Origin of the sequence: Paracoccus mangrovi (assembly GCF_042648425.1) — a bacterium.
Taxonomy (GTDB): domain Bacteria; phylum Pseudomonadota; class Alphaproteobacteria; order Rhodobacterales; family Rhodobacteraceae; genus Paracoccus; species Paracoccus mangrovi.
Genome location: NZ_JBHRXJ010000014.1, coordinates 63,915 through 81,612 on the forward strand (window position 1 = coordinate 63,915; position 17,698 = coordinate 81,612).

Annotated in this window: 14 protein-coding genes and 3 pseudogenes; 6 read left to right on the plus strand and 11 right to left on the minus strand. The window is 58.9% G+C overall.

The window, feature by feature from the left end; all coding sequences use genetic code 11:
* The first annotated feature begins 351 nt into the window (after positions 1-351).
* Positions 352-564 carry a hypothetical protein gene (locus tag ACFOMH_RS16480; RefSeq protein WP_377745853.1) on the plus strand — a complete coding sequence of 71 codons (213 nt, stop codon included), beginning with the start codon at positions 352-354 and terminating at the stop codon, positions 562-564.
* A 383-nt stretch (positions 565-947) separates the two neighbouring features.
* Here ACFOMH_RS16480 and ACFOMH_RS16485 read toward each other — a convergent pair whose 3' ends face one another.
* Both ACFOMH_RS16485 and ACFOMH_RS16490 read right to left on the minus strand, forming a co-directional pair.
* Positions 948-2,288 carry a HipA domain-containing protein gene (locus ACFOMH_RS16485; protein ID WP_377745855.1) on the minus strand — a complete coding sequence of 447 codons (1,341 nt, stop codon included), beginning with the start codon at positions 2,286-2,288 and terminating at the stop codon, positions 948-950.
* Positions 2,278-2,538 (minus strand): helix-turn-helix domain-containing protein, encoded by a 261-nt coding sequence (locus ACFOMH_RS16490; RefSeq protein WP_377745857.1) that lies wholly within the window; start codon positions 2,536-2,538, stop codon positions 2,278-2,280. The genes ACFOMH_RS16485 and ACFOMH_RS16490 overlap by 11 nt, the downstream gene beginning before the upstream one ends.
* Before the next feature lie 122 nt (positions 2,539-2,660).
* Between ACFOMH_RS16490 and ACFOMH_RS16495 the strand changes: the two genes are divergently transcribed.
* Positions 2,661-2,792 carry a hypothetical protein gene (locus ACFOMH_RS16495; RefSeq protein ID WP_377745859.1) on the plus strand — a complete coding sequence of 44 codons (132 nt, stop codon included), beginning with the start codon at positions 2,661-2,663 and terminating at the stop codon, positions 2,790-2,792.
* Between the two features lie 746 nt (positions 2,793-3,538).
* Here ACFOMH_RS16495 and ACFOMH_RS16500 read toward each other — a convergent pair.
* From ACFOMH_RS16500 to ACFOMH_RS16510, 3 genes and pseudogenes are all read right to left on the minus strand, one after another.
* Positions 3,539-4,708 carry a hypothetical protein gene (locus ACFOMH_RS16500; RefSeq protein ID WP_377745861.1) on the minus strand — a complete coding sequence of 390 codons (1,170 nt, stop codon included), beginning with the start codon at positions 4,706-4,708 and terminating at the stop codon, positions 3,539-3,541.
* 128 nt (positions 4,709-4,836) lie between these two features.
* Positions 4,837-5,097, minus strand: a complete 261-nt coding sequence (locus tag ACFOMH_RS16505) for a hypothetical protein (protein ID WP_377745863.1) — start codon at positions 5,095-5,097, stop codon at positions 4,837-4,839.
* Between the two features lie 69 nt (positions 5,098-5,166).
* A pseudogene (locus ACFOMH_RS16510) lies at positions 5,167-5,466 on the minus strand (N-acetylmuramoyl-L-alanine amidase); the annotation flags it as partial.
* 634 nt (positions 5,467-6,100) lie between these two features.
* Between ACFOMH_RS16510 and ACFOMH_RS16515 the strand changes: the two are divergent.
* Positions 6,101-6,871 carry an IS5 family transposase gene (locus tag ACFOMH_RS16515; RefSeq protein WP_377745887.1) on the plus strand — a complete coding sequence of 257 codons (771 nt, stop codon included), beginning with the start codon at positions 6,101-6,103 and terminating at the stop codon, positions 6,869-6,871.
* Between the two features lie 467 nt (positions 6,872-7,338).
* On the opposite strand, the gene ACFOMH_RS16520 is transcribed toward ACFOMH_RS16515, so the two are convergent.
* The gene (locus ACFOMH_RS16520) at positions 7,339-7,545 is read right to left on the minus strand and encodes a hypothetical protein (protein WP_377745865.1); all 207 of its coding nucleotides are present in this window, start codon (positions 7,543-7,545) and stop codon (positions 7,339-7,341) included.
* 499 nt (positions 7,546-8,044) lie between these two features.
* Positions 8,045-8,179 (minus strand): annotated as a pseudogene (locus ACFOMH_RS20585) (IS110 family transposase); the annotation flags it as partial.
* A gap of 36 nt (positions 8,180-8,215) precedes the next feature.
* Here ACFOMH_RS20585 and ACFOMH_RS16525 point away from each other — a divergent pair.
* Together ACFOMH_RS16525 and ACFOMH_RS16530 are read left to right on the plus strand one after the other, a co-directional pair.
* A complete protein-coding gene (locus ACFOMH_RS16525; protein WP_181745940.1) occupies positions 8,216-9,175 on the plus strand; it encodes an IS481 family transposase in 960 nt (319 codons plus the stop codon).
* A gap of 241 nt (positions 9,176-9,416) precedes the next feature.
* On the plus strand, positions 9,417-10,088 hold the full coding sequence (locus ACFOMH_RS16530; protein WP_377745867.1) for a DUF4123 domain-containing protein: 672 nt from the start codon (positions 9,417-9,419) through the stop codon (positions 10,086-10,088).
* Here the strand turns inward: ACFOMH_RS16530 and ACFOMH_RS16535 are convergent.
* The 4 genes from ACFOMH_RS16535 to ACFOMH_RS16550 all read right to left on the minus strand — a co-directional run bounded on the left by ACFOMH_RS16535 (position 10,085) and on the right by ACFOMH_RS16550 (position 11,965).
* A complete protein-coding gene (locus ACFOMH_RS16535; RefSeq protein WP_377745868.1) occupies positions 10,085-10,627 on the minus strand; it encodes a hypothetical protein in 543 nt (180 codons plus the stop codon). The genes ACFOMH_RS16530 and ACFOMH_RS16535 overlap by 4 nt on opposite strands.
* 4 nt (positions 10,628-10,631) lie before the next feature.
* Positions 10,632-11,246 carry a hypothetical protein gene (locus ACFOMH_RS16540; protein ID WP_377745869.1) on the minus strand — a complete coding sequence of 205 codons (615 nt, stop codon included), beginning with the start codon at positions 11,244-11,246 and terminating at the stop codon, positions 10,632-10,634.
* Entirely contained in the window at positions 11,246-11,605 is a 360-nt protein-coding gene (locus ACFOMH_RS16545) for a hypothetical protein (RefSeq protein ID WP_377745871.1), read from the minus strand. Before ACFOMH_RS16545 ends, ACFOMH_RS16540 begins: the two co-directional genes overlap by 1 nt.
* 93 nt (positions 11,606-11,698) lie before the next feature.
* The gene (locus tag ACFOMH_RS16550; RefSeq protein ID WP_377745891.1) at positions 11,699-11,965 is read right to left on the minus strand and encodes a hypothetical protein; all 267 of its coding nucleotides are present in this window, start codon (positions 11,963-11,965) and stop codon (positions 11,699-11,701) included.
* 240 nt (positions 11,966-12,205) lie between these two features.
* Between ACFOMH_RS16550 and ACFOMH_RS16555 the strand changes: the two are divergent.
* Positions 12,206-17,698 (plus strand): annotated as a pseudogene (locus tag ACFOMH_RS16555) (RecQ family ATP-dependent DNA helicase).

Sequence of the window (17,698 nt, forward strand, 5' to 3'; positions counted from 1 at the left end):
TCGCGCCGCCAGTGCGGGCTTGGCGTGTGGGCATATGCTGTTTGGTGATTGTCATGCGGGTGAGGCGGGGGCGAGATTCTCCGCGCAGTCAACTGGTTGGGTTGAGGTCTGGGTCGCGGAAAACCTATTCCAGCCGATCTCCTGCCCTGTTCAACTGTGGAGCTGTCGGTTTGAGACCGTTTTTCTGCATTTCGCTGTAAAGGGTGGCCTGCTTGGAACAGAATCTAGGCAGGGACCATCGTCGTCATCGCCCCGCCCCCTTGTGTCGCTCCTCTGCACGGTGGCGCATTGCTTGAACGGGGGCGAAATAACCGAATGGAAATGGCTTCCGTCGAAAGATCAGGGCGGAGCATGATTCGTAAGATCTGCGCGCATCCTGGCTGCGGTCGCGAACTCTGGTTGGAAAATCGGATCGGCCTCTGCCGCCGACACTGGCATCAAACCGGATGCCGCTGCCGGAATTGTATTGGCAAGACCAAAACCCAATGGCGGATCAGGACGCGCGAAGAGCTGGTGGCCGATGGGCTGCTATTTGAAAAGCCGCTGTTCCCGCTGTCGCTCTGATCGGGGAAAGCCACCGACATCTCTGCCGCCGGCATGCGTTCGCGCACTGCCGGCGTTCTTTATGGTCATGTTGCCACGGTCACGAGACGGCCCGAAACGTGAACGGCCTTGCCGCATCCGACGCGCGTTCGATCCGGACGCTCGGAAGGACCACCTTAGGTGGTCTGGTAAGTAGCTGAAATCTCTTTGATTTCGGCTCCGGCGGTAGGGATCGGAGTGAGAGTAAGGCTAACCCACTGATTTATCGATGGATAAGAGCCTCTTGCGAAATCAGCTCAAAAGGTCTTGTCACCATGAACATGCAGCACCTGGTTTGAACTTTCAAGGGCTGTTCACGGGACGGCGTCTCAGCGCTGCTGTCGCGTGATATGATCGGTCCTCGGCTATCCGGGATCGGCAGCCAGCAAGACCCTGACCGTCTCGGCACGTGCCATGGCGTCCTGCGAAATCGCGTCCATCACAAAATCCGGCACCTGATCCTGCACCGCCTCGCGCGCCCGGGCGAGGGCAGGGCCGAGGCGATCCACTAATTCCGCAAGCAGAACCAACGCACGACCCTTAGGCAGACCGCTGGCGCGCGCCTCATTCTCGAAATGGCGCGGGACGATATCGTCGATGCGGTAATGACCATCCACAGACATCGCCATGCGATAGCGCTTGCGCTGCAGCCGCCCCGCCTGCACGACAGGGGCAATGCTCAGGACATCATATAGCGGTGCCAGGAGGAAACACCCTCGGCGACCAAGATGCAGGCTGAAGTTCTTGGCATGTCCATCAGAGGCTCCGATCAGGTAGAAGAACATCTGCGCGCGCAGAAATGCCTCGCGATCAAGGATCGGCTCGTCGGATTCGCGCAGCAACTCCATGATTTGGCGAATGCCCGGACCACCCGAGCGTTGATATTTCTGCGTCGATGGATGGCCGAGTGCCTGACAAAGATCCTCTTGCGGCAGTCGCGTCAGCACCGCGCCATTCCAGCGCCGGTCAAAGCGTTCGACCGCCAGAGCGCTGATGCCGGGCAGGGTAATCCGTTCGACCGAGGCCGCAGGCAGACCAATCTCTTGGGCAAGGGTCATGCAAAACAGTTCGTTTTCAACACTGTCACTGAGGTCGATCTGGTCCGGCCCCGGAAGAGTGCCCATCGGTGTCTTGAAGATGTGACTGGTGGGCGTGATCCCGCGCGGCTTTGTACAGCGGTCGCCAATCCTGAGGTAAGCGGTCTTTTCCTGCGCGCCGGCAATCGAGATCCTGAAATCGTCGTCAGGCCCTTGCGCCAGAGGGGCCATGGCCAGCCCCCGCAGATCGGCCGCCATTTCGGCTGCGCTGATCACACGGTAGGCCATGTCTTGCGCTTCGGGTATCTCGCCCTGCGGCAAGAACTGCAGCGCACCCACGCAGTCGCGGCCCAGCACCGAAAGCAGCGAAAACACGTCCTTGTCTGGCGCCGCGACTCTTTCGGTGATCTTCGCGCGCAATTCGCCCTCGGCATCTGGCAACAGGTTGTCGAAGGCGGCAAGCACCAGATCACCCCGCTGCGCGCCCTGCACCAAAGGCAGGACGCTGGCGACCGGAAAGGCATCTTCGCTTGCCAGCCACGCCGGGGAATAGCTGAAGCCGATCCCGCCATCCGCTGCCTTGACCAGCGTGCCGACAAGGATGTGCCCATGCCAGACACCGGTCCTGGCCTGCCTTGCGCCTTGCCGGACGCGCTGCCTACGTGCCATGCCCGGCCGTATCCGTTTGTGCTGCGCGGCTGGTCATGCTCAATTCGCCGCCGAGGGGTTCAAGCAACCGCAGATAGACATCAAGGCTGACCGAGACGACACCGGTTTCAATGTCGGAAATCGTTGATTGTGCCGTTCCTGTCGCCTTGGCGAGTTGTTTTTGCGTGAGGTCGCAGGCCTTGCGGCGCGCACGCAGAGCGGCACCTGCCTGCCGCAGGCTGCGGATGCTGGTTGGGGGCAAACTGTCCATGTGGATGTATATAGCTCATGCGCGATACAATTGAAATATCCCTTGCAAGCTATCTTTAGTTAATATCGCTCACTAGATATATGGGTGAAGGGTGTAATTTCTATGCTTTTGGGTGGTGATCTGTGACGTCAACCGTGCAGCGGACGCTGGCTTATTCTACCGTCAAGGGCAGCGAGATCAGCCGCGTCACCTCGCCTGACGTGATCGCCACCGACCCCGCCGTTGTGGCTGCGCAGACCGAGGCGGTGCTGTAAATCATCATGATCGCTGCCGGGATCCCGCCGCTTGGCACAAGCTGGGACGTAGAGAAAAAGCAGTTGCCGCCTCTCTGGCCGGTGATGGCTAGCTGCGATTTTTTAAACTGCGGCACCGCCAAACGCGTGGAGAACCGCGTGCGGTTGCTGCCATATCCGCTCTATCCTTGATAGCGACTATAGCTCTCAAAAGACCGGAACAAAATCGGTGCAGGTCCAGTCGACGTCTCTGGCGGGCGAGTAAGAAGCCCAGTCAGCTGCGGACCTTGCGAGTGTTGTCGCAAAACCTTAATATCCAAGGGTGACAGTCCTTAGAGTGGAAAGCAGACAGATGCCGCCGGGCCGGACTTGTCGAACTTACTCATGTTCTTGGATGCGACCGCAGGTTCAGTTAGCGCCTCCCCCAGACAGGTATGGGAAGCCCGATCCAAACGGGTGACCCTGCAGAAGCCCGCTCCCAGCACTCTCGGCGTCGAATTGCTTGAAGTAGTCCGGTTGGGTAATCGCCGGCGCTCCGCCGGCGCCTGGGACGAATCCACCGCCACTGAAGCTTTGGAACTCTGGCGCTCCAGATCCGGCAACATCTCCAAGGCTAACAGGTCCCTTGCCCGGGTCGGCGGTGTCGAGCGGATCACAGAGAGGATCGGTTTCGGGGCACAGCAGTATTTGCAAGGGGGTCGGCACCGGCCCATCAACTTCTTGGGCGGCTGCCATCGGGGCGAAAGCCGCCAGAATGGCGGAGATGATCATCTGATGGGTGCTAGGCATTCGTCCCAACTCATGTAAATAGGGGTGACGGAGTCGAACCCGATCGTGATGGCCCGGTTGAAACCCTTGAAGAATGACAGAGAATTGTTCGACTCAATTCTGGCCGCAGCTCCGGCCCGGGTCACGGACCTGTCGTCGCCCAGATCCGCCAGCGATCCGGCGGGATCGGCCTTTCCGGGGGATTGGACCTGGTTTCCGGCCGCATCGACGGTCGATATCGGCGCGCTGACCGTCGGCATTTTCGGCGTCAATCCATAACCCGCTCCGGCTCCCGTTCCGTTGTTGCGGCTGTAACTGAACATGATCTGGTCGGTGAGGAAGACCCGTGTCACCAGTTCGAGGTGACAGCCATACAGTTTCATCCGCTCGCCATCAAATTCGGGATCCTTATCGGCCTTGGTATTGGCTTCTTGGGCGACTGACGGGATGCATGTTGCGTTGACCTGCCTCAGTGCGCTTTCCAGCAGCAAATGGACGGTCTTCATGTGTGGACATGATTCATTCAGAAACTGGTTTTTGAACGATGTATCGACGGTTGCGGCGCCCTGCGGAAAGCCGTGGGCACGGACATTCGGGAATTCGATGCTGACCTCGTTGACCTGGCTGTCCGACAAAAAGACCGAGCCTTCTCGGGCGTTGCCGCCGAAGGCGGCCGCGCCGGCTGAGCTGCCCCTGATGGTAGGGAAGCTCACGATGGGCAGGTTCTCCAGCCACTGGTTGACATGTGGCTCCGGCGACTTCTCCTTTACGACTTCCTTGCCAGGATCTTGAGCGACTTCCCTGCCGGGCTCCTTCTCGCGCGGGAGAGAGACATTGTTGCTTCTGGCCCTGAAAGAAGCGGCATAGGTGTCCGCCTGCTCGACAAACCCCTTCATGTTGCCGATCCAGATCCTCGATATGGCCTCGTGTTTTTCGTTGAACGCGGTGAAAAAGAGATCTCCGACACGGAAATCTTCACGCGGCGGGTATACCGGCGACATACCGAATTTCCTGATCATGTCGTGGTATTGCTTCTCCATATCCCCAACGGCGAGGTCCTGCTGGCGGTATCGGTGGGACACGAACACGATCGCCCACGCGGCGAGCGCGACTAGGGCGACGCCCCCCAGGATGCGGGTCCCTTTCGTGAGCCGGTCCCTCACGCTCACAGGTGTCCTAGGCGACGGGGGTGGACTTGGCGTCCCGCCTCCAACATTTCCGTCGTCATTCGGTGGTGACGCCGCCTTGTCCTCTTGTGCCATTGCCCCTCCTCCCACGATGCCAGCCGCTTCATGCGTCATGCAGTCCGGGTATGGCGCGTATTGACCCATCCGGTCCTGGTCGCGGACATGTCGTCCTTCAGGACATTCACCAGCACCCAGATGCCCCTGAACTCCAGCGGCTCCAGCGTCGTGCCGTCGGCCAAGGCGACGTCGGTCGCGAATTCCACGCCGGGTCCGGCCCGCAGGTTGAGAGTGTCCCCTGGCGTCCAGGTAATCAGTAGGCCGGATCCGTTATCGGAATCGTCGCCTGTGGCGAGATCGCGGAAGCGGGCCATGTCGAAGGCAGGCCCTGGATCCCATTTCCTGCCGACGGATATGTCGTCATGGCCGACAAGCTCCTGAATGCCATATCTGTCCGCGATCGTCCGCACCACTTCGGCTGCGACCCGGATCTGGATCGCGGGATAGGGCTCCCACCCGAGATTCCCTTGGAAGTTATCAGGATTACCGTTCCTGTGCGCAGCCAGAACGGCGTTCGGAACGACCCTGCCGGTCCAACTGACCCAAGCATTCCCCTGCTCCTTGAGATAACCCCAATTGGCCAACTCTACGCCGAAAGACCAGGTATTGAGGCCTGTCCCGCCACGCCAGAACGACCTGCCGGCATGATGCGCCACGGTATCGAAATCGACGCACTGGATCAGCTCGCCATCCCGACCGACAACGACATGAGCCGATGTCCTTTCGGTGTTCGTGGGATCACTGAACTAGTTGGCACTCGAGGCAGCCGAGGCTCCGTAGGTGAAATGGATTACGGTAATGCCGGGCTTTTTTGGAAGCTTTCCGCCCGTATAAGGGGACATGATTCTCTTCACGAGCTTTCCGTCCTGGAGCAGCCGATGCTTTTCGTCGATCGTCAACGACATGTAAACCTCCTGGAAAATCGATAAACGCTTAGAAATGGGGTAGGCACATTCGTTAAGGACAAGGTATCACTAAAAATGTAAACTGCGAGCGTTTTATGCCGGCACGCTCTTTGCGCCTGAACCTGCCGTGGCCTTCAGCCCACTCCCTCCATTTGCCGGACCGAACAAGTTCGAGACGCAAAAAAAATAAGTCGATTGGGCCAATCTCAGGACATAGCAGTCAATAAGGAAAACGCTTGCCTGCGTATAATGAATCCATTTCAAGCATGTCGGTTTATAGCGCCCTGAAACAATTCTCTCCGCCCTTGGGCGGGCGGTCCACGCCGGGCGGCGCCCTAGGGTCAGGACCCATTGATTTGCTTGAGGCTGCCCGGCCTGCGTGATTCAAGCTCCCGAACTTACGGGGGTGATGATGAGCAACCTTTTCTGGCTGACCGACGAGCAGACGGAGCGGTTGAAGCCGTTCTTTCCGAAGAGCCATGGCAGGCCGCGGGTCGATGATCGGCGCGTGTTGAGCGGAATAATCTTCATCAATCGCAACGGGTTGCGCTGGTGCGATGCGCCGCGGGAGTATGGCCCGCCAAAGACCCTCTACAATCGCTGGAAGCGGTGGGGCGACATGGGGGTCTTCGCCCGGATGATGGAGGGGCTGGCCTCCGAAGGCGGCGAGGAGAAGGTCGTCATGATCGATGCGACCTACCTCAAGGCGCACCGCACGGCCTCAAGCCTGCGGGCGAAAAAGGGGGGGGGCGACGATCAACGCGGGCGTCTGATCGGGCGCACAAAGGGCGGGCTGAACACGAAACTGCATGCCGTCACGGACGCGAGGGGGCGCCCGCTGCGGTTCTTCATGACGGCAGGCCAGGTCAGCGACTACACCGGCGCGGCGGCTCTGCTGGGCAGTTTACCGGCCGCAGAATGGCTGATCGCCGATCGGGGCTACGATGCCGACTGGTTCAGGGATGCGTTGAAAGACAAAGGGATACGCCCCTGCATCCCCGGTCGGAAGTCCCGCGGAAAGGCCGTCCGCTACGACAGGCGCCGCTACAAGCGCCGCAACCGCATCGAGATCATGTTCGGCAGGTTGAAGGACTGGCGCCGCATCGCCACCCGCTATGACAGATGTGCGAAGACCTTCCTCTCTGCCGTCGTCTTGGCTGCAACCGTCCTCTTCTGGCTTTGAAGATCAATGAGTCTGGAGCCTAGCAACTGTGTTCACCTATCGGGATGGGGTTGGCGGGATGTCACGACGAGGTTCTGCAAGGTCTGTGAAAACTTCGCCTGATCGTTTCTCTGCCTCAACGAGTGCCTCACATGCCTCAACAATCTGAATTCGAAAGCAAATTCGCCAGCATTGAGGGTCAATTGCGGCTGATTACATTGCGCAACAGCCAGAACGCCGCTGTCACCGAGACGATCAGCGCCCCAGCGGATCGCCCGGATATAGCTGTCGTAAAGCGCGTTCTTGTTGGTGGCGGTTGTCGGCCCAAGCCATCCGGGCTCCGGCTGCGGCGGTCCAAAGGCTGAGATGCATGTCAGAGCGCTGCATTCTCGCGATGGCCGTGAGCTGGCGCGGAGACATGCGGATGGCGGTCTCGTAGCCGTAGCCGGCGCGGACAGCGATATCGACCGCCCGCGCCAGAAACCCGCTCAGGCTTTGAGCCTTACCTTGTCGCCGTCGAACGTCATGTCCTTCGCCCTGATCGCCGTCTCGGGTGTCGATGCGGCTTGTTCCGCTTCCGCTCCGAACAGATCCTCGACGGCGTCCAGAAAAGCCGCCGCTCCCCCTGGCATACTGATATCGATGATGGCCGACACGATCCGGAGCTGGTCCGTCGCGGTGAAAGCCTGCGCCATGCACAGTGAACCGGGGCCTTTTCGTTTGGCATGGAGGGGCGGATCTTTTCGGGCTAGTAGGGCGTGCGATTGATCCGGGCCTGGTCTGGGCAGGTCAGAAGTGGCCGAGTGATAAAAGTTGGCGCGGGTCCGGGCAAAAGCATCACTGGCCATTTCCCCTTTACCTAGGCTCAGGACTTCGGTAACGGGGTCGTCCCAGTCAAGCGGTTTTGCGCATACGGGATGTGCCGCCGGGGCGCGCGGCCTTGTGCTTTGACAAAGTGGTTTGCTTCCCTGTTCGGCGGCCTTTGCCTGAGATCGACCCGGGTGCATGCTTCGGTCCGTGGTCAGCGCTGTGGCTGCCAACATGATGCTGGTTCAATGCAATTCCGATGTGCCCATCTCATTGGCGTGCTCGATAGGATCGGCATCAGTCCTGAGCACGGCATCACCGGAACCGCGTCCCGTGGGGACGTCAAAGGCCCGCGATCAGTCGGGCAGCAGTCTGGAATCTGTGTCTTCAGCCGGCATGAAGCACGGGAATGTCAAAACGGAAGTCGGTGTCATCCTTCCACATCCGGTGCAGGATCACGGCGATGCGGCGGGCCAGCCCAACCATCGCGCGCTTGGCATCACGACGGCGCGCGAGTTTTGATGGTGCGATCCTTTCTCAGGAATGGAAGGAAGCATTATGGGCCAGGTTCGTCACGGAAGCGCCACGACCACGCACGCCGTCAGAGCTGCAATACAACGATCGCAAGCTTCGCTCGCGACGTTGAGCCGGGATCTTGGGATCAACCCGAAGACCGTTGCTAAATGGCGCAAGCGTCAGACGGTCGAGGACCTCAAGACCGGGCCGAGAGAACCGCGCTCGACGATCTTGACCGAGGCCGAAGAGGCGACCATCGTCGCTTTCCGGCGGCACACGCTGCTGCCGCTGGACGACTGCCTCTATGCCCTGCAGCCATCCATCCCGCACCTGACACGCTCAGCGCTCCATCGGTGTCTGCAGCGCCACGGCATTTCTCGGCTGCCTGACGTGGAGGGCGACAAGCCGAAGCGCCAGAAGTTCAAGCGCTACCCCATCGGCTTCTTTCACATCGACATCGCCGAGGTGCAGACTGCTGAGGGCAAGCTGTTTCTGTTCGTCGGCATTGACCGCACGAGCAAATTTGCCGTGACCCAGCTCGTCGACAAGGCAGACAGGAAGACGGCCTGGGAGTTCCTGCAGCACATGCTCGAAGCAGTGCCCTATCAGGTCCACACCATTCTCACCGACAACGGCATTCAGTTCGCCGAGCAGCCTCGGAACCGCAACACCGTTTATTCTCGGCCCATGCGTTTCGACATGATCTGTGAGGCCAACGGGATCGAACATCGCCTCACAAAGCCCAACCACCCGTGGACCAACGGCCAGGTCGAGCGAATGAACCGCACGATCAAGGACGCGACCGTCAAACGCTTCCATTACGACGATCACGACCAGCTCCGCACCCACCTGTCAGACTTCATGGCAGCCTACAACTTCGCCCGCCGGCTCAAGACCCTCGGCGGGCTCACACCGTATGAATACATCTGCAAGATCTGGACATCCGAGCCAGACAGATTCATCCTAAATCCGATCCACCAGATGCCGGGACTGAACACCTAGGCGGCAAGGGAAACTGAAGTCATGGCCGCGCAACTAACTGAAATCAGCCTCCGGCAAACCCGGTGCGGTTGAGATCGCCATTATGTGCATATTGCATCAGAAAATCGGCTCTATACCCGTTGCCCAATCGGAAACGATGGGTAAAGCTCATGAAAGGAAGCTAGTCTGTATTGGATAAGGTTGAGAGAACATCAGGCTGATGTCCTAGCAACATTTCGAGTGACATTAAGGTCGTGAGCGTATGATTGTACCAATTAATGATGATCCGTGGGCTGTGCCGGAACGTTCGAACGGCCCATCGAAGGATGCACTTGCGGCCTTGCCGTTTATGCAGATAGAGGAGTTGGGAAGTGTCGCGCCATTAGATGCGCAAATTTGTGTTACTTCAAAATTATCCGTCCCGCCGTTTCTTCGTCCTGCCATTTTTGGGCAAGTGGATGCCGATAAAAATTTGGCGACTTACGCTATTCTCGATGCAGCTCGCATCCCCAATTTGCCGGAAATTTTGGCGCAGGGCACGGCCCGCCATGAGTGCTTATTCAAGGGGGCTGCTTATGATGACTGGGGGCACGTGGCCCCTTGGTTGGTTGCCCTTGATGAAAGCGATGTGCTTACGCGCCGCTTATTTACGCGCGGGCAAGCCGCATGGCATCTTTGGGATAATCAGGCAGGTATCTTTCTTAGATCTGCATTGGATCTAATTTCTCTTCAGAGACATTTTAGAAAGTTCACACGAGCTGTAGATCGACAGGGACGATGGCACTATCTACGCTTCTATGATCCTGCTTATCTAACAGATTATGTTTCAAGTCTTGGGTCGGAGAAATTTCTTAGGTTCACGGCAGGAATAGACAGTATGATCGTTGCTCGGCCGGGGCGTTCGGCTGTTATTAGAATTTGTTCGAATGCTTAGTCATCATCGTCAAAAAACACTTCCGGAACAGGGAAGTAGGGACGAAATTGGTCTTCAAATTTTTGTTCCAGGACTGCCTGGGCTGTGGCGGTGCCTGTATTGGAGTGAATGAAGTCATGTATCATAGCTGCACTGGCCTGTAAGCGATTTATGTCGAAATCGCAGGCGATTTCTAACATGTAAACGTTTTCTAACGTCGTGGAATAACTCCGCCCCCCTGGATCTGGGCGGTTCATGTCGGGATAGCGACTCCAGAAAAATGCGACGTCCGGTTGGCCATCGGTAGTGAGCCCATGCCAAATACGAATCTTCTTGGTTTCGTTAGCGTTGCGAACGAACAGGATTGGTGAGAATGAATCTTGCGTCACTTTTTGCGCGGCGACGTAATCTGTGATCTTTTCGCCTGCCGATATCTGGAAAACTTCGTCCCAGAAGTTGATCAGTCGAAAGAATGAATGGTGATTGGTTGTCCAATCTATGAATGGGAAGCCTGGCTCTTGTTGATAGGATTTGAGGAGGGACTGAAGAGTTCCGTTCATTGCATCATCCCTTGAAGGCTTCGATTGTGCCAACGACGTTTATGTCATAGCGGAACTGTGTTGACGCTGCGTTTGATGTTTGGGTGCGGTGTTCACCTGGCGGTAGCCCGTGGGGAGGACGGCTGTTGATGAACTGTGCTGTTCTGGCGAAAACTCCCATGGATTCGATTGCTCGAAAGTCGCGGCGTCCAAGTTTATCCTTCAAAAGAGCATGCGTCCCGCTGAGCAGGATGATCCCCTCTCTTGTTGTAACGAAACGACCGTTAACGAAGTAAGGACCGAGCGTTAACGTCGAGCCGCCGCGCCCACCGACCAAAATTCCCTGAGCATGAATGGTGACCTGACACCAGACACAAGTGGCACAGTTTCTAACCGCTTGTGCATCGCGTTTTGATTGGTCACCGGCCCGTGTCAGGATTCCTTCGACTTCCGCTTCTTCGGCTGGCTTCTCGAGCCAGTCGTCGGCGATATTAATGGCAACCCCAACCGCTACGCCGGCCACCACAGCCGATCCCCAAAAGAGGACGCTGCCTAACGTAATTCCGCCACCGGCAGTGCCCGCTGCGGCCCCACCACCTCCGCCTCCACCAACGACGACGGGAATAAACCACCAAGGCATTAGGTTGCTCCGTTCGCGGCATCTTTGGCGATGCGATAGGCCAGGTTAATGCGGCAATCGATGTCGATCCGGTCGTTGTTCAGCCACTTCCAAGGTTCGGGAGATGACATGACCTCGGGCCCAAGCATGATATGAATGAGAGTGAGAAAGACGTAACTGCGATAGGTCGCATCTGGATAACGCCGTAAAAAAATCTCAGCCGCGTCATAGGATTGCGTTAACATGCCACGCGTTTGGGTTGGATCGACACCAGGTGGGAATCGCAGCTTGTCCTGCGCATGATTGATGACCGTCTCACGCAGGTTGCGTTTCTGAGCAGCGCCTAGCGCCTCGATTTCATTATCTTCAAGAACCCACATAGTTAAGCAATCTCACACCATAAAACTCGGATCAACACGAGGCCATTCATATGCTCCCTGCTGTTTACCAACATATTGGAACGTTGTGTAGCATTAGGGACCAAGATTTTCCGCCGTCAGGATCGAAACCCTTAGGCCCAATGGCTTTCCGGGGCGGCGATCATGCACCGCCTGTTCCACGGCATCGAGAACGAAGCCCGCACGCGCCGAGGTGCTGACTAGCCAGCCCACGATGCGTCCGGCACAACGCCCGGTCGATCCGGGTCTTGCCCGCATCCTGATGAAAATGAACAAAACGGCCACCGATGGGCAATCGAGGACAGTTTCGAGACCGCGAAGAACGAGCTTGGCCTCGATCACAACGAGACGCGCTCCTGGCACGGCTGGCAACCTGCCGTCTACTAAACCGGCAGCAGGTCAGGCTTGGCAAGCGGCGCGGAGACAGGCTAAACATTCTTACGCCCTTGATAATGAAAGGGCTTCGACAAGCCCGATCCCATGAGTAACTATGTGCGAATGGAAATTCGTCACGAACAAATTTTATCGCGGTGTTTGTCGATTGATCTCGAGGTCAATCCGGGTGAAGCGAAGGTTTTTGCGATAGCGGCGGTTCATCACGATGATCGTCCGGCGTTGAAATGTGCGGGGCGTCCGACGGAACAATTCCTCGACGCGCTTGAAGCGCAGATTGGCGATGTCGCGCACCCCATCGGGCATAATTTCCTGAGCCACGATCTGGAACATCTCGTTGCAGCAAGACCAAGGCTTGGGCGCATCATGACAGCCCCGATCGACACGCTATGGCTGAACCCGCTTGCATTTCCGCGCAACCCGTATCACCACCTGGTCAAACATTACCATGATGGCCGCCTTGCGACGGGACATGTGAACGATCCGGAACTGGATGCGCGTCTGGTGTTCGAGGTTCTGGCGAATCAGCTTGATGCCCTGGGTAAGCTCGGTTCGGACGCGCCGGACGCCTTGACTGCCTATCACTACCTCACCACCCGGATGGAGAATGCGGGCGGTTTTGATGCCGTTTTCGGCTATTTGCGCGGGAAAGACTCCCCGGGCTTTGATGAGGCGAGCGCCGCCGTCAGTCGCATGCTAGAGGGTCGGGCCTGCGAAAAACGTATCGAGCAGACGCTTGGCCGCCTGAGCAGCCCACGGAACGGCTGGCCCATGGCCTATGCGCTGTCCTGGATCACCGTTGCGGGGGGCGACTCCGTCATGCCGCCTTGGGTCCGTGCGCAGTTTCGCGAGGCATCGCTGATTGTCAGGCACCTGCGCGACACGTCCTGCAAAGATCCGGGTTGTGCCTGGTGCGCCGAGCAGAATGACCCCGTTCGTGCGCTGGAGAAATGGTTCGGTTTTCTCGCCTTCCGACCCCAGCCTGTCGATCCCGACGGCCGCCCCTTGCAGGAGCGTATCGTCGACGAGGCGATGTCCGGGAACAGCGTTCTTGGCATCCTGCCCACCGGGACCGGAAAATCGCTGTGTTATCAGGTTCCCGCGCTGTCGCGGTTCGACAAGATCGGAGCATTGACCGTCGTCATTTCTCCGCTGGTTGCGCTGATGGCGGATCAGGTTCAGGGGATGGAACGGTCAGGCATTTCCTGCTCGGTCACGATCAACGGCATGATGTCGATGCCGGAACGGCAAAGCGCCCTCGACAAGGTCCGGCTCGGCGATGCCGGGATTTTGATCATCTCGCCGGAACAGCTCCGCAGCACCTCGATCAGAAATGTGCTGGCGCAGCGTGAGGTAGGGCTGTGGGCGATCGACGAGGCGCATTGCGTATCGAAATGGGGGCATGATTTCCGGCCGGATTACAGATATCTGGGCCGCTTCATCAAGGAATTCTCCGGTGATCAGGCACCTGCGCCGGTCATCTGCCTGACGGCGACAGCCAAGCCCGAGGTGGTGGCGGATATCGTCGAGCATTTCCAGTCAAGGGCGGGGATTAAGCTTTTGCCCCTCGACGGCGGCGCTTCGCGGACAAACCTCGCCTTCGATGTCCGGCCCACGACCCGGAACAGCAAACTCACCGATGTGCTGTCCGTCATCGAGGAGTTCCTGCCCTCCGAGGGGCGGTCGGGTGCAGTTGTTTACTGTGCGTCCCGCAAGGAAACCGAGCGCGTGGCCGAGTTCCTGAAATCGCAGGGGCTTGATGCCGAACACTTCCACGCGGGCCTCGGTGCCGACGACAAGCAGGCGGTTCAGGAACGCTTCAGGGTCGGCGAGTTGCGGGTGATCGCTGCTACCAACGCCTTTGGCATGGGGATCGACAAGCCCGATATCCGACTGGTCGTCCATGCCGATATTCCCGGATCCCTCGAAAACTACCTGCAAGAGGCGGGGCGCGCGGGCCGCGACAGAGAGGACGCGCATTGCGTTCTGCTGTTCGCCGCCGATGACGTTGAGCGCCAGTTCCGGCTTTCGGCCAGTTCGCGGCTGGCCCGCCATGAGATCGGCGCCATCCTGAAGGCGCTGCGGCGGATCGACGAACGCACAAAGAAAACCGGCAAGGTCGTGGCCACCACCGGCGAAATCATGCGCTCGGAAAAGGATCAGGAATTCGAGCGCGACAGTGCGACCGATGATACGCGGGTCAAAACCGCCGTGTCCTGGCTTAAAGAGGCGCATCTGCTGTCGCGGGAAGAGAACCGCGTTCAGGTCTTCCCGTCTTCGCTGCGGGTCAGATCGGTTGATGAAGCGAAAGAGCGGCTTGCCAGCGCGGATCTGACGGCAGCTGCGCGCAAGCAACTTTTGGCGATTGTTGACCACCTTATCTCGGCCGCACCGGACGAAGGCGTCACCACGGACGAGCTGTGCGGTGTGGCGGGCTTGTCCCCCGGTGCCTTGCCCAAGGCTATGGTCACGCTGGAAAATCTCGGGATCGCGCGCAATGATGTGGCGATGACGGTCTTTGTCCATGTGGGCGTTCCCCGCGCCTCGGCGCAGCGTCTGACAGAGGCTTCCGCGCTTGAAGCCGACCTGATCACATTTATGCAGGAGCTGGCCCCCGATCTTGATGACCGGACGCCCGTGCCCCTGAACCTGGCCGAAAGCTGCCAGCGTCTGCGCGATAAGGGCCACACAGATGTCCGCCCCGACACTGTCGACAGGCTGGTGCGCGGTATCGCGCAGGACGGCAGAAGCCAGGACGGAGGCCGGGGCAATATCTCGTTGCGTGCGGTCAGCCGCAACACGCTGATGATCACGCTGACTAGGCCGTGGGCCACGGTTCTCGAGACGGCAAGGCTTCGCTGGCTCGCGGCGGAGCTGTTGCTTAGCCACCTGACCGGTCGGCTCGACAAGGGCGTGCGCGGCAAGGATCTGCAGGTCGAGACAACGGTGGGCGATCTGCTTGCGCAACTGACGCAGGATGCATTCCTCAGGTCCGGCGGCGTGCGTGATATGACAAAGCTTATGGAACGCGCCCTGATGTGGCTGCACGAACAGGGCGTGGTCACGCTTGGCAAGGGGCTGACAGTCTTCCGCTCTGCCATGACCGTTTTCGTCGATCCGGCCGGCGGGCAGTTCACCCAGAGCGATTTCGCACCTCTCGAGGAGCATTACACCGAACAGACCCTGCAAACCCATGTCATGGCGGCCTATGCGGAAACCGGGCTGCGAACGATGACGGATGCGGCCCGCCTGTCCGAGGACTACTTCCTTCTGAACAAAGAGCAGGTCATGAAGCGATGGATGCCGGGCATGGGGCGTGAGGTCCGGCGCCAGACCACCGGCGCATCCTGGAGCGCGATTGTCGAGCAGCTTGGCAACAAGGTTCAGCAAGACATCGTGACCGATGACCGGGACCGCACGAATGTTCTGGTTCTGGCCGGTCCGGGATCAGGCAAGACGCGGGTTCTTGTCCATCGGATCGCCTACCTGCTGCGGATAAAGCGGGAGGCTCCGCGCGGCATCCTCGTGCTGGCCTATAACCGCCACGCCGCTGCCGAAATCCGCGTGCGGCTCAGGGCTTTGGTCGGGGATGACGCCATCGGCGTGACAGTCTCGACCTGCCACGCTCTTGCGATGGAGCTGGTCGGAGCCAGCTTTGCGGGCCAGAATGCGGATACCGAAGATTCCGATGATATTGTGCTGGAGGCCGTCCGTCAGCTGGAGGGCGAAGGGCTCTCGAAATCCGAGGCCGAGGCGCAGCGCGATACGCTGATACAGGGCTATCGCTGGATCCTTGTGGATGAATATCAGGATATCGGCCCCGCGCAATACAAGCTCATTGCCGCAGTTGCAGGTCGCTCGCTTGATGATAACGACCTGAAACTCAGCCTCTTTGCCGTCGGCGATGACGACCAGAACATTTACGCCTTCAACGGCGCCTCCATCGCGTTCATTCGCAAATTCGAGGAAGACTACAAGGCGCGCCCGGCCTTTCTGGTCGAGAATTACCGCTCGACCAATCATATCATCGAGGCCGCCAATTCGGTGATTGCCGCAGCGCAGGACCGGATGAAGGCCGACCACGAGATACGGATCAACGCGGCCAGGCGTGGGCTGCCCGCTGGCGGTGTGCTGACCGGGCTGGACAGCGTGGCCTAGGGAAGGGTTCAGCTGCTGGACACCCAAGGCGGCGATCTGGAGCAGGCGATTGCGGCGATTGAAGAGTTGATGCGCCTTTCCAGACTGGATCCCGACTGGTCATGGGCGCGCACCGCGATCATTTCCCGCGATTGGAAGAAACTTGGCCCTGTCCGATCCTATGCCGAAGGCCTGGGGCTGAAAGTCGAGATGGCCAATCAGGACATGCCGAACATCTGGCGCCTGCGCGAAACGCAGGTGCTGGTCTCGGGGCTGCGCAAGCGCCAGGGCGCGCTGCTTGGCATAGATGACATCCTTACCATCCTGAACGAACAGGAGGGTAACAAATGGGTCGACCTTCTGGCCGAGGGCGTGGCCGAACTGGCGCGGGAACTGAAGGCAAAGACCATGCCGGTGTCTGACATCATAGAGTGGCTGGCCGAATGGTCCCGCGATACGCGCGGCGAACAACGCGGGCTTCTTTTGTTGACGGCGCACCGGGCGAAGGGGCTCGAATTCGACCATGTGGTCATTCTGAACGGCGGCTGGAATGTGCTGTCGAAAAACGAAGATCCGGACGCGCCACGCCGGTTGTTTTACGTTGCGATGACGCGCGCACAGAAAAGCCTGGCCGTCATGACCACGGGCGAGCATGCGCTTTTGAAAGGCAGTTGCCCCGCGCTTCTTCGACGCGAACTGCACCCTTTGAGACCCGCCGCGATGCCCGTGCCGCACATCTACCAATTGCCGGACTTGAAGCTTTCCGACCTTTCCTTTGCGGGGCGGCAAGGCGACAGGCACGAGGTTCATGAGGCGATCAGGCGCTGCAAGGTCGGGGATCCTCTGCAACTCGAGTTCCGGGCCCCTCATTGGGTGTTCATTGATCAGACGGGCTCTGTCGTCGGTCGCATGTCCAAAGCGTGGCAACATCCGCAAGGATATGTCTTTTTGTCAGGCAGGGTTGGGGCCGTTGTCCGCTGGCGCAAATCCGATGGTGATGAGAAATACGCCGAATATCTCCGCCGTGACGTCTGGGAAACGGTCTTGCCGGAACTGGTGTTCGTCTCCCAAGGCGCTGCGATGGTCGACGACGGAGTTTCAGATTCTTGCCAGGCACCTGCGCCTCCGCTGATCTCCCCATCCGAGGGCGCAAATCCGACACCACCGCAAACGGGCGCGGTTCATTCGCCACAGGATATCGAGCCCCTTGCGGAATTCGCACGGCGCGCCTTCGCTGATAGCCGGTCCTGGGCAGAACTGATTTCGGCTTTTGACGACTATGGCGTGACGATCGAGCCAAAGTCAGGAGGGCTTATTCTGAAAGACCGGGCTGACGGTCATCAGATCTGCAAGCTGTCCCAGCTGGGGCTCCGATATATGTCGATGATTCAGCACTACGGCGAGGGCTTTCCCGATCATCCGGTGCCTTCTCTGGTTGAACGCGCATTGAACGGCGCGGACAAAGGCCCGTCCGATCGCGCGGATCTCTGCGCAGGCCGACGACACAATGCCATTGCAGATAACATCAACCTTATCGATGATTGA

Bases quoted from the DNA above. Each gene is read 5' to 3' on its own strand.
- ACFOMH_RS16480 (WP_377745853.1), top strand. From the start codon at position 352: ATGATTCGTAAGATCTGCGCGCATCCTGGCTGCGGTCGCGAACTCTGG.
- ACFOMH_RS16485 (WP_377745855.1), bottom strand. From the start codon at position 2,288: ATGGCACGTAGGCAGCGCGTCCGGCAAGGCGCAAGGCAGGCCAGGACC.
- ACFOMH_RS16490 (WP_377745857.1), bottom strand. From the start codon at position 2,538: ATGGACAGTTTGCCCCCAACCAGCATCCGCAGCCTGCGGCAGGCAGGT.
- ACFOMH_RS16505 (WP_377745863.1), bottom strand. From the start codon at position 5,097: ATGGCCCGCTTCCGCGATCTCGCCACAGGCGACGATTCCGATAACGGA.
- ACFOMH_RS16515 (WP_377745887.1), top strand. From the start codon at position 6,101: ATGAGCAACCTTTTCTGGCTGACCGACGAGCAGACGGAGCGGTTGAAG.
- ACFOMH_RS16520 (WP_377745865.1), bottom strand. From the start codon at position 7,545: ATGGCGCAGGCTTTCACCGCGACGGACCAGCTCCGGATCGTGTCGGCC.
- ACFOMH_RS16525 (WP_181745940.1), top strand. From the start codon at position 8,216: ATGGGCCAGGTTCGTCACGGAAGCGCCACGACCACGCACGCCGTCAGA.
- ACFOMH_RS16530 (WP_377745867.1), top strand. From the start codon at position 9,417: ATGATTGTACCAATTAATGATGATCCGTGGGCTGTGCCGGAACGTTCG.
- ACFOMH_RS16535 (WP_377745868.1), bottom strand. From the start codon at position 10,627: ATGAACGGAACTCTTCAGTCCCTCCTCAAATCCTATCAACAAGAGCCA.
- ACFOMH_RS16540 (WP_377745869.1), bottom strand. From the start codon at position 11,246: ATGCCTTGGTGGTTTATTCCCGTCGTCGTTGGTGGAGGCGGAGGTGGT.
- ACFOMH_RS16545 (WP_377745871.1), bottom strand. From the start codon at position 11,605: ATGTGGGTTCTTGAAGATAATGAAATCGAGGCGCTAGGCGCTGCTCAG.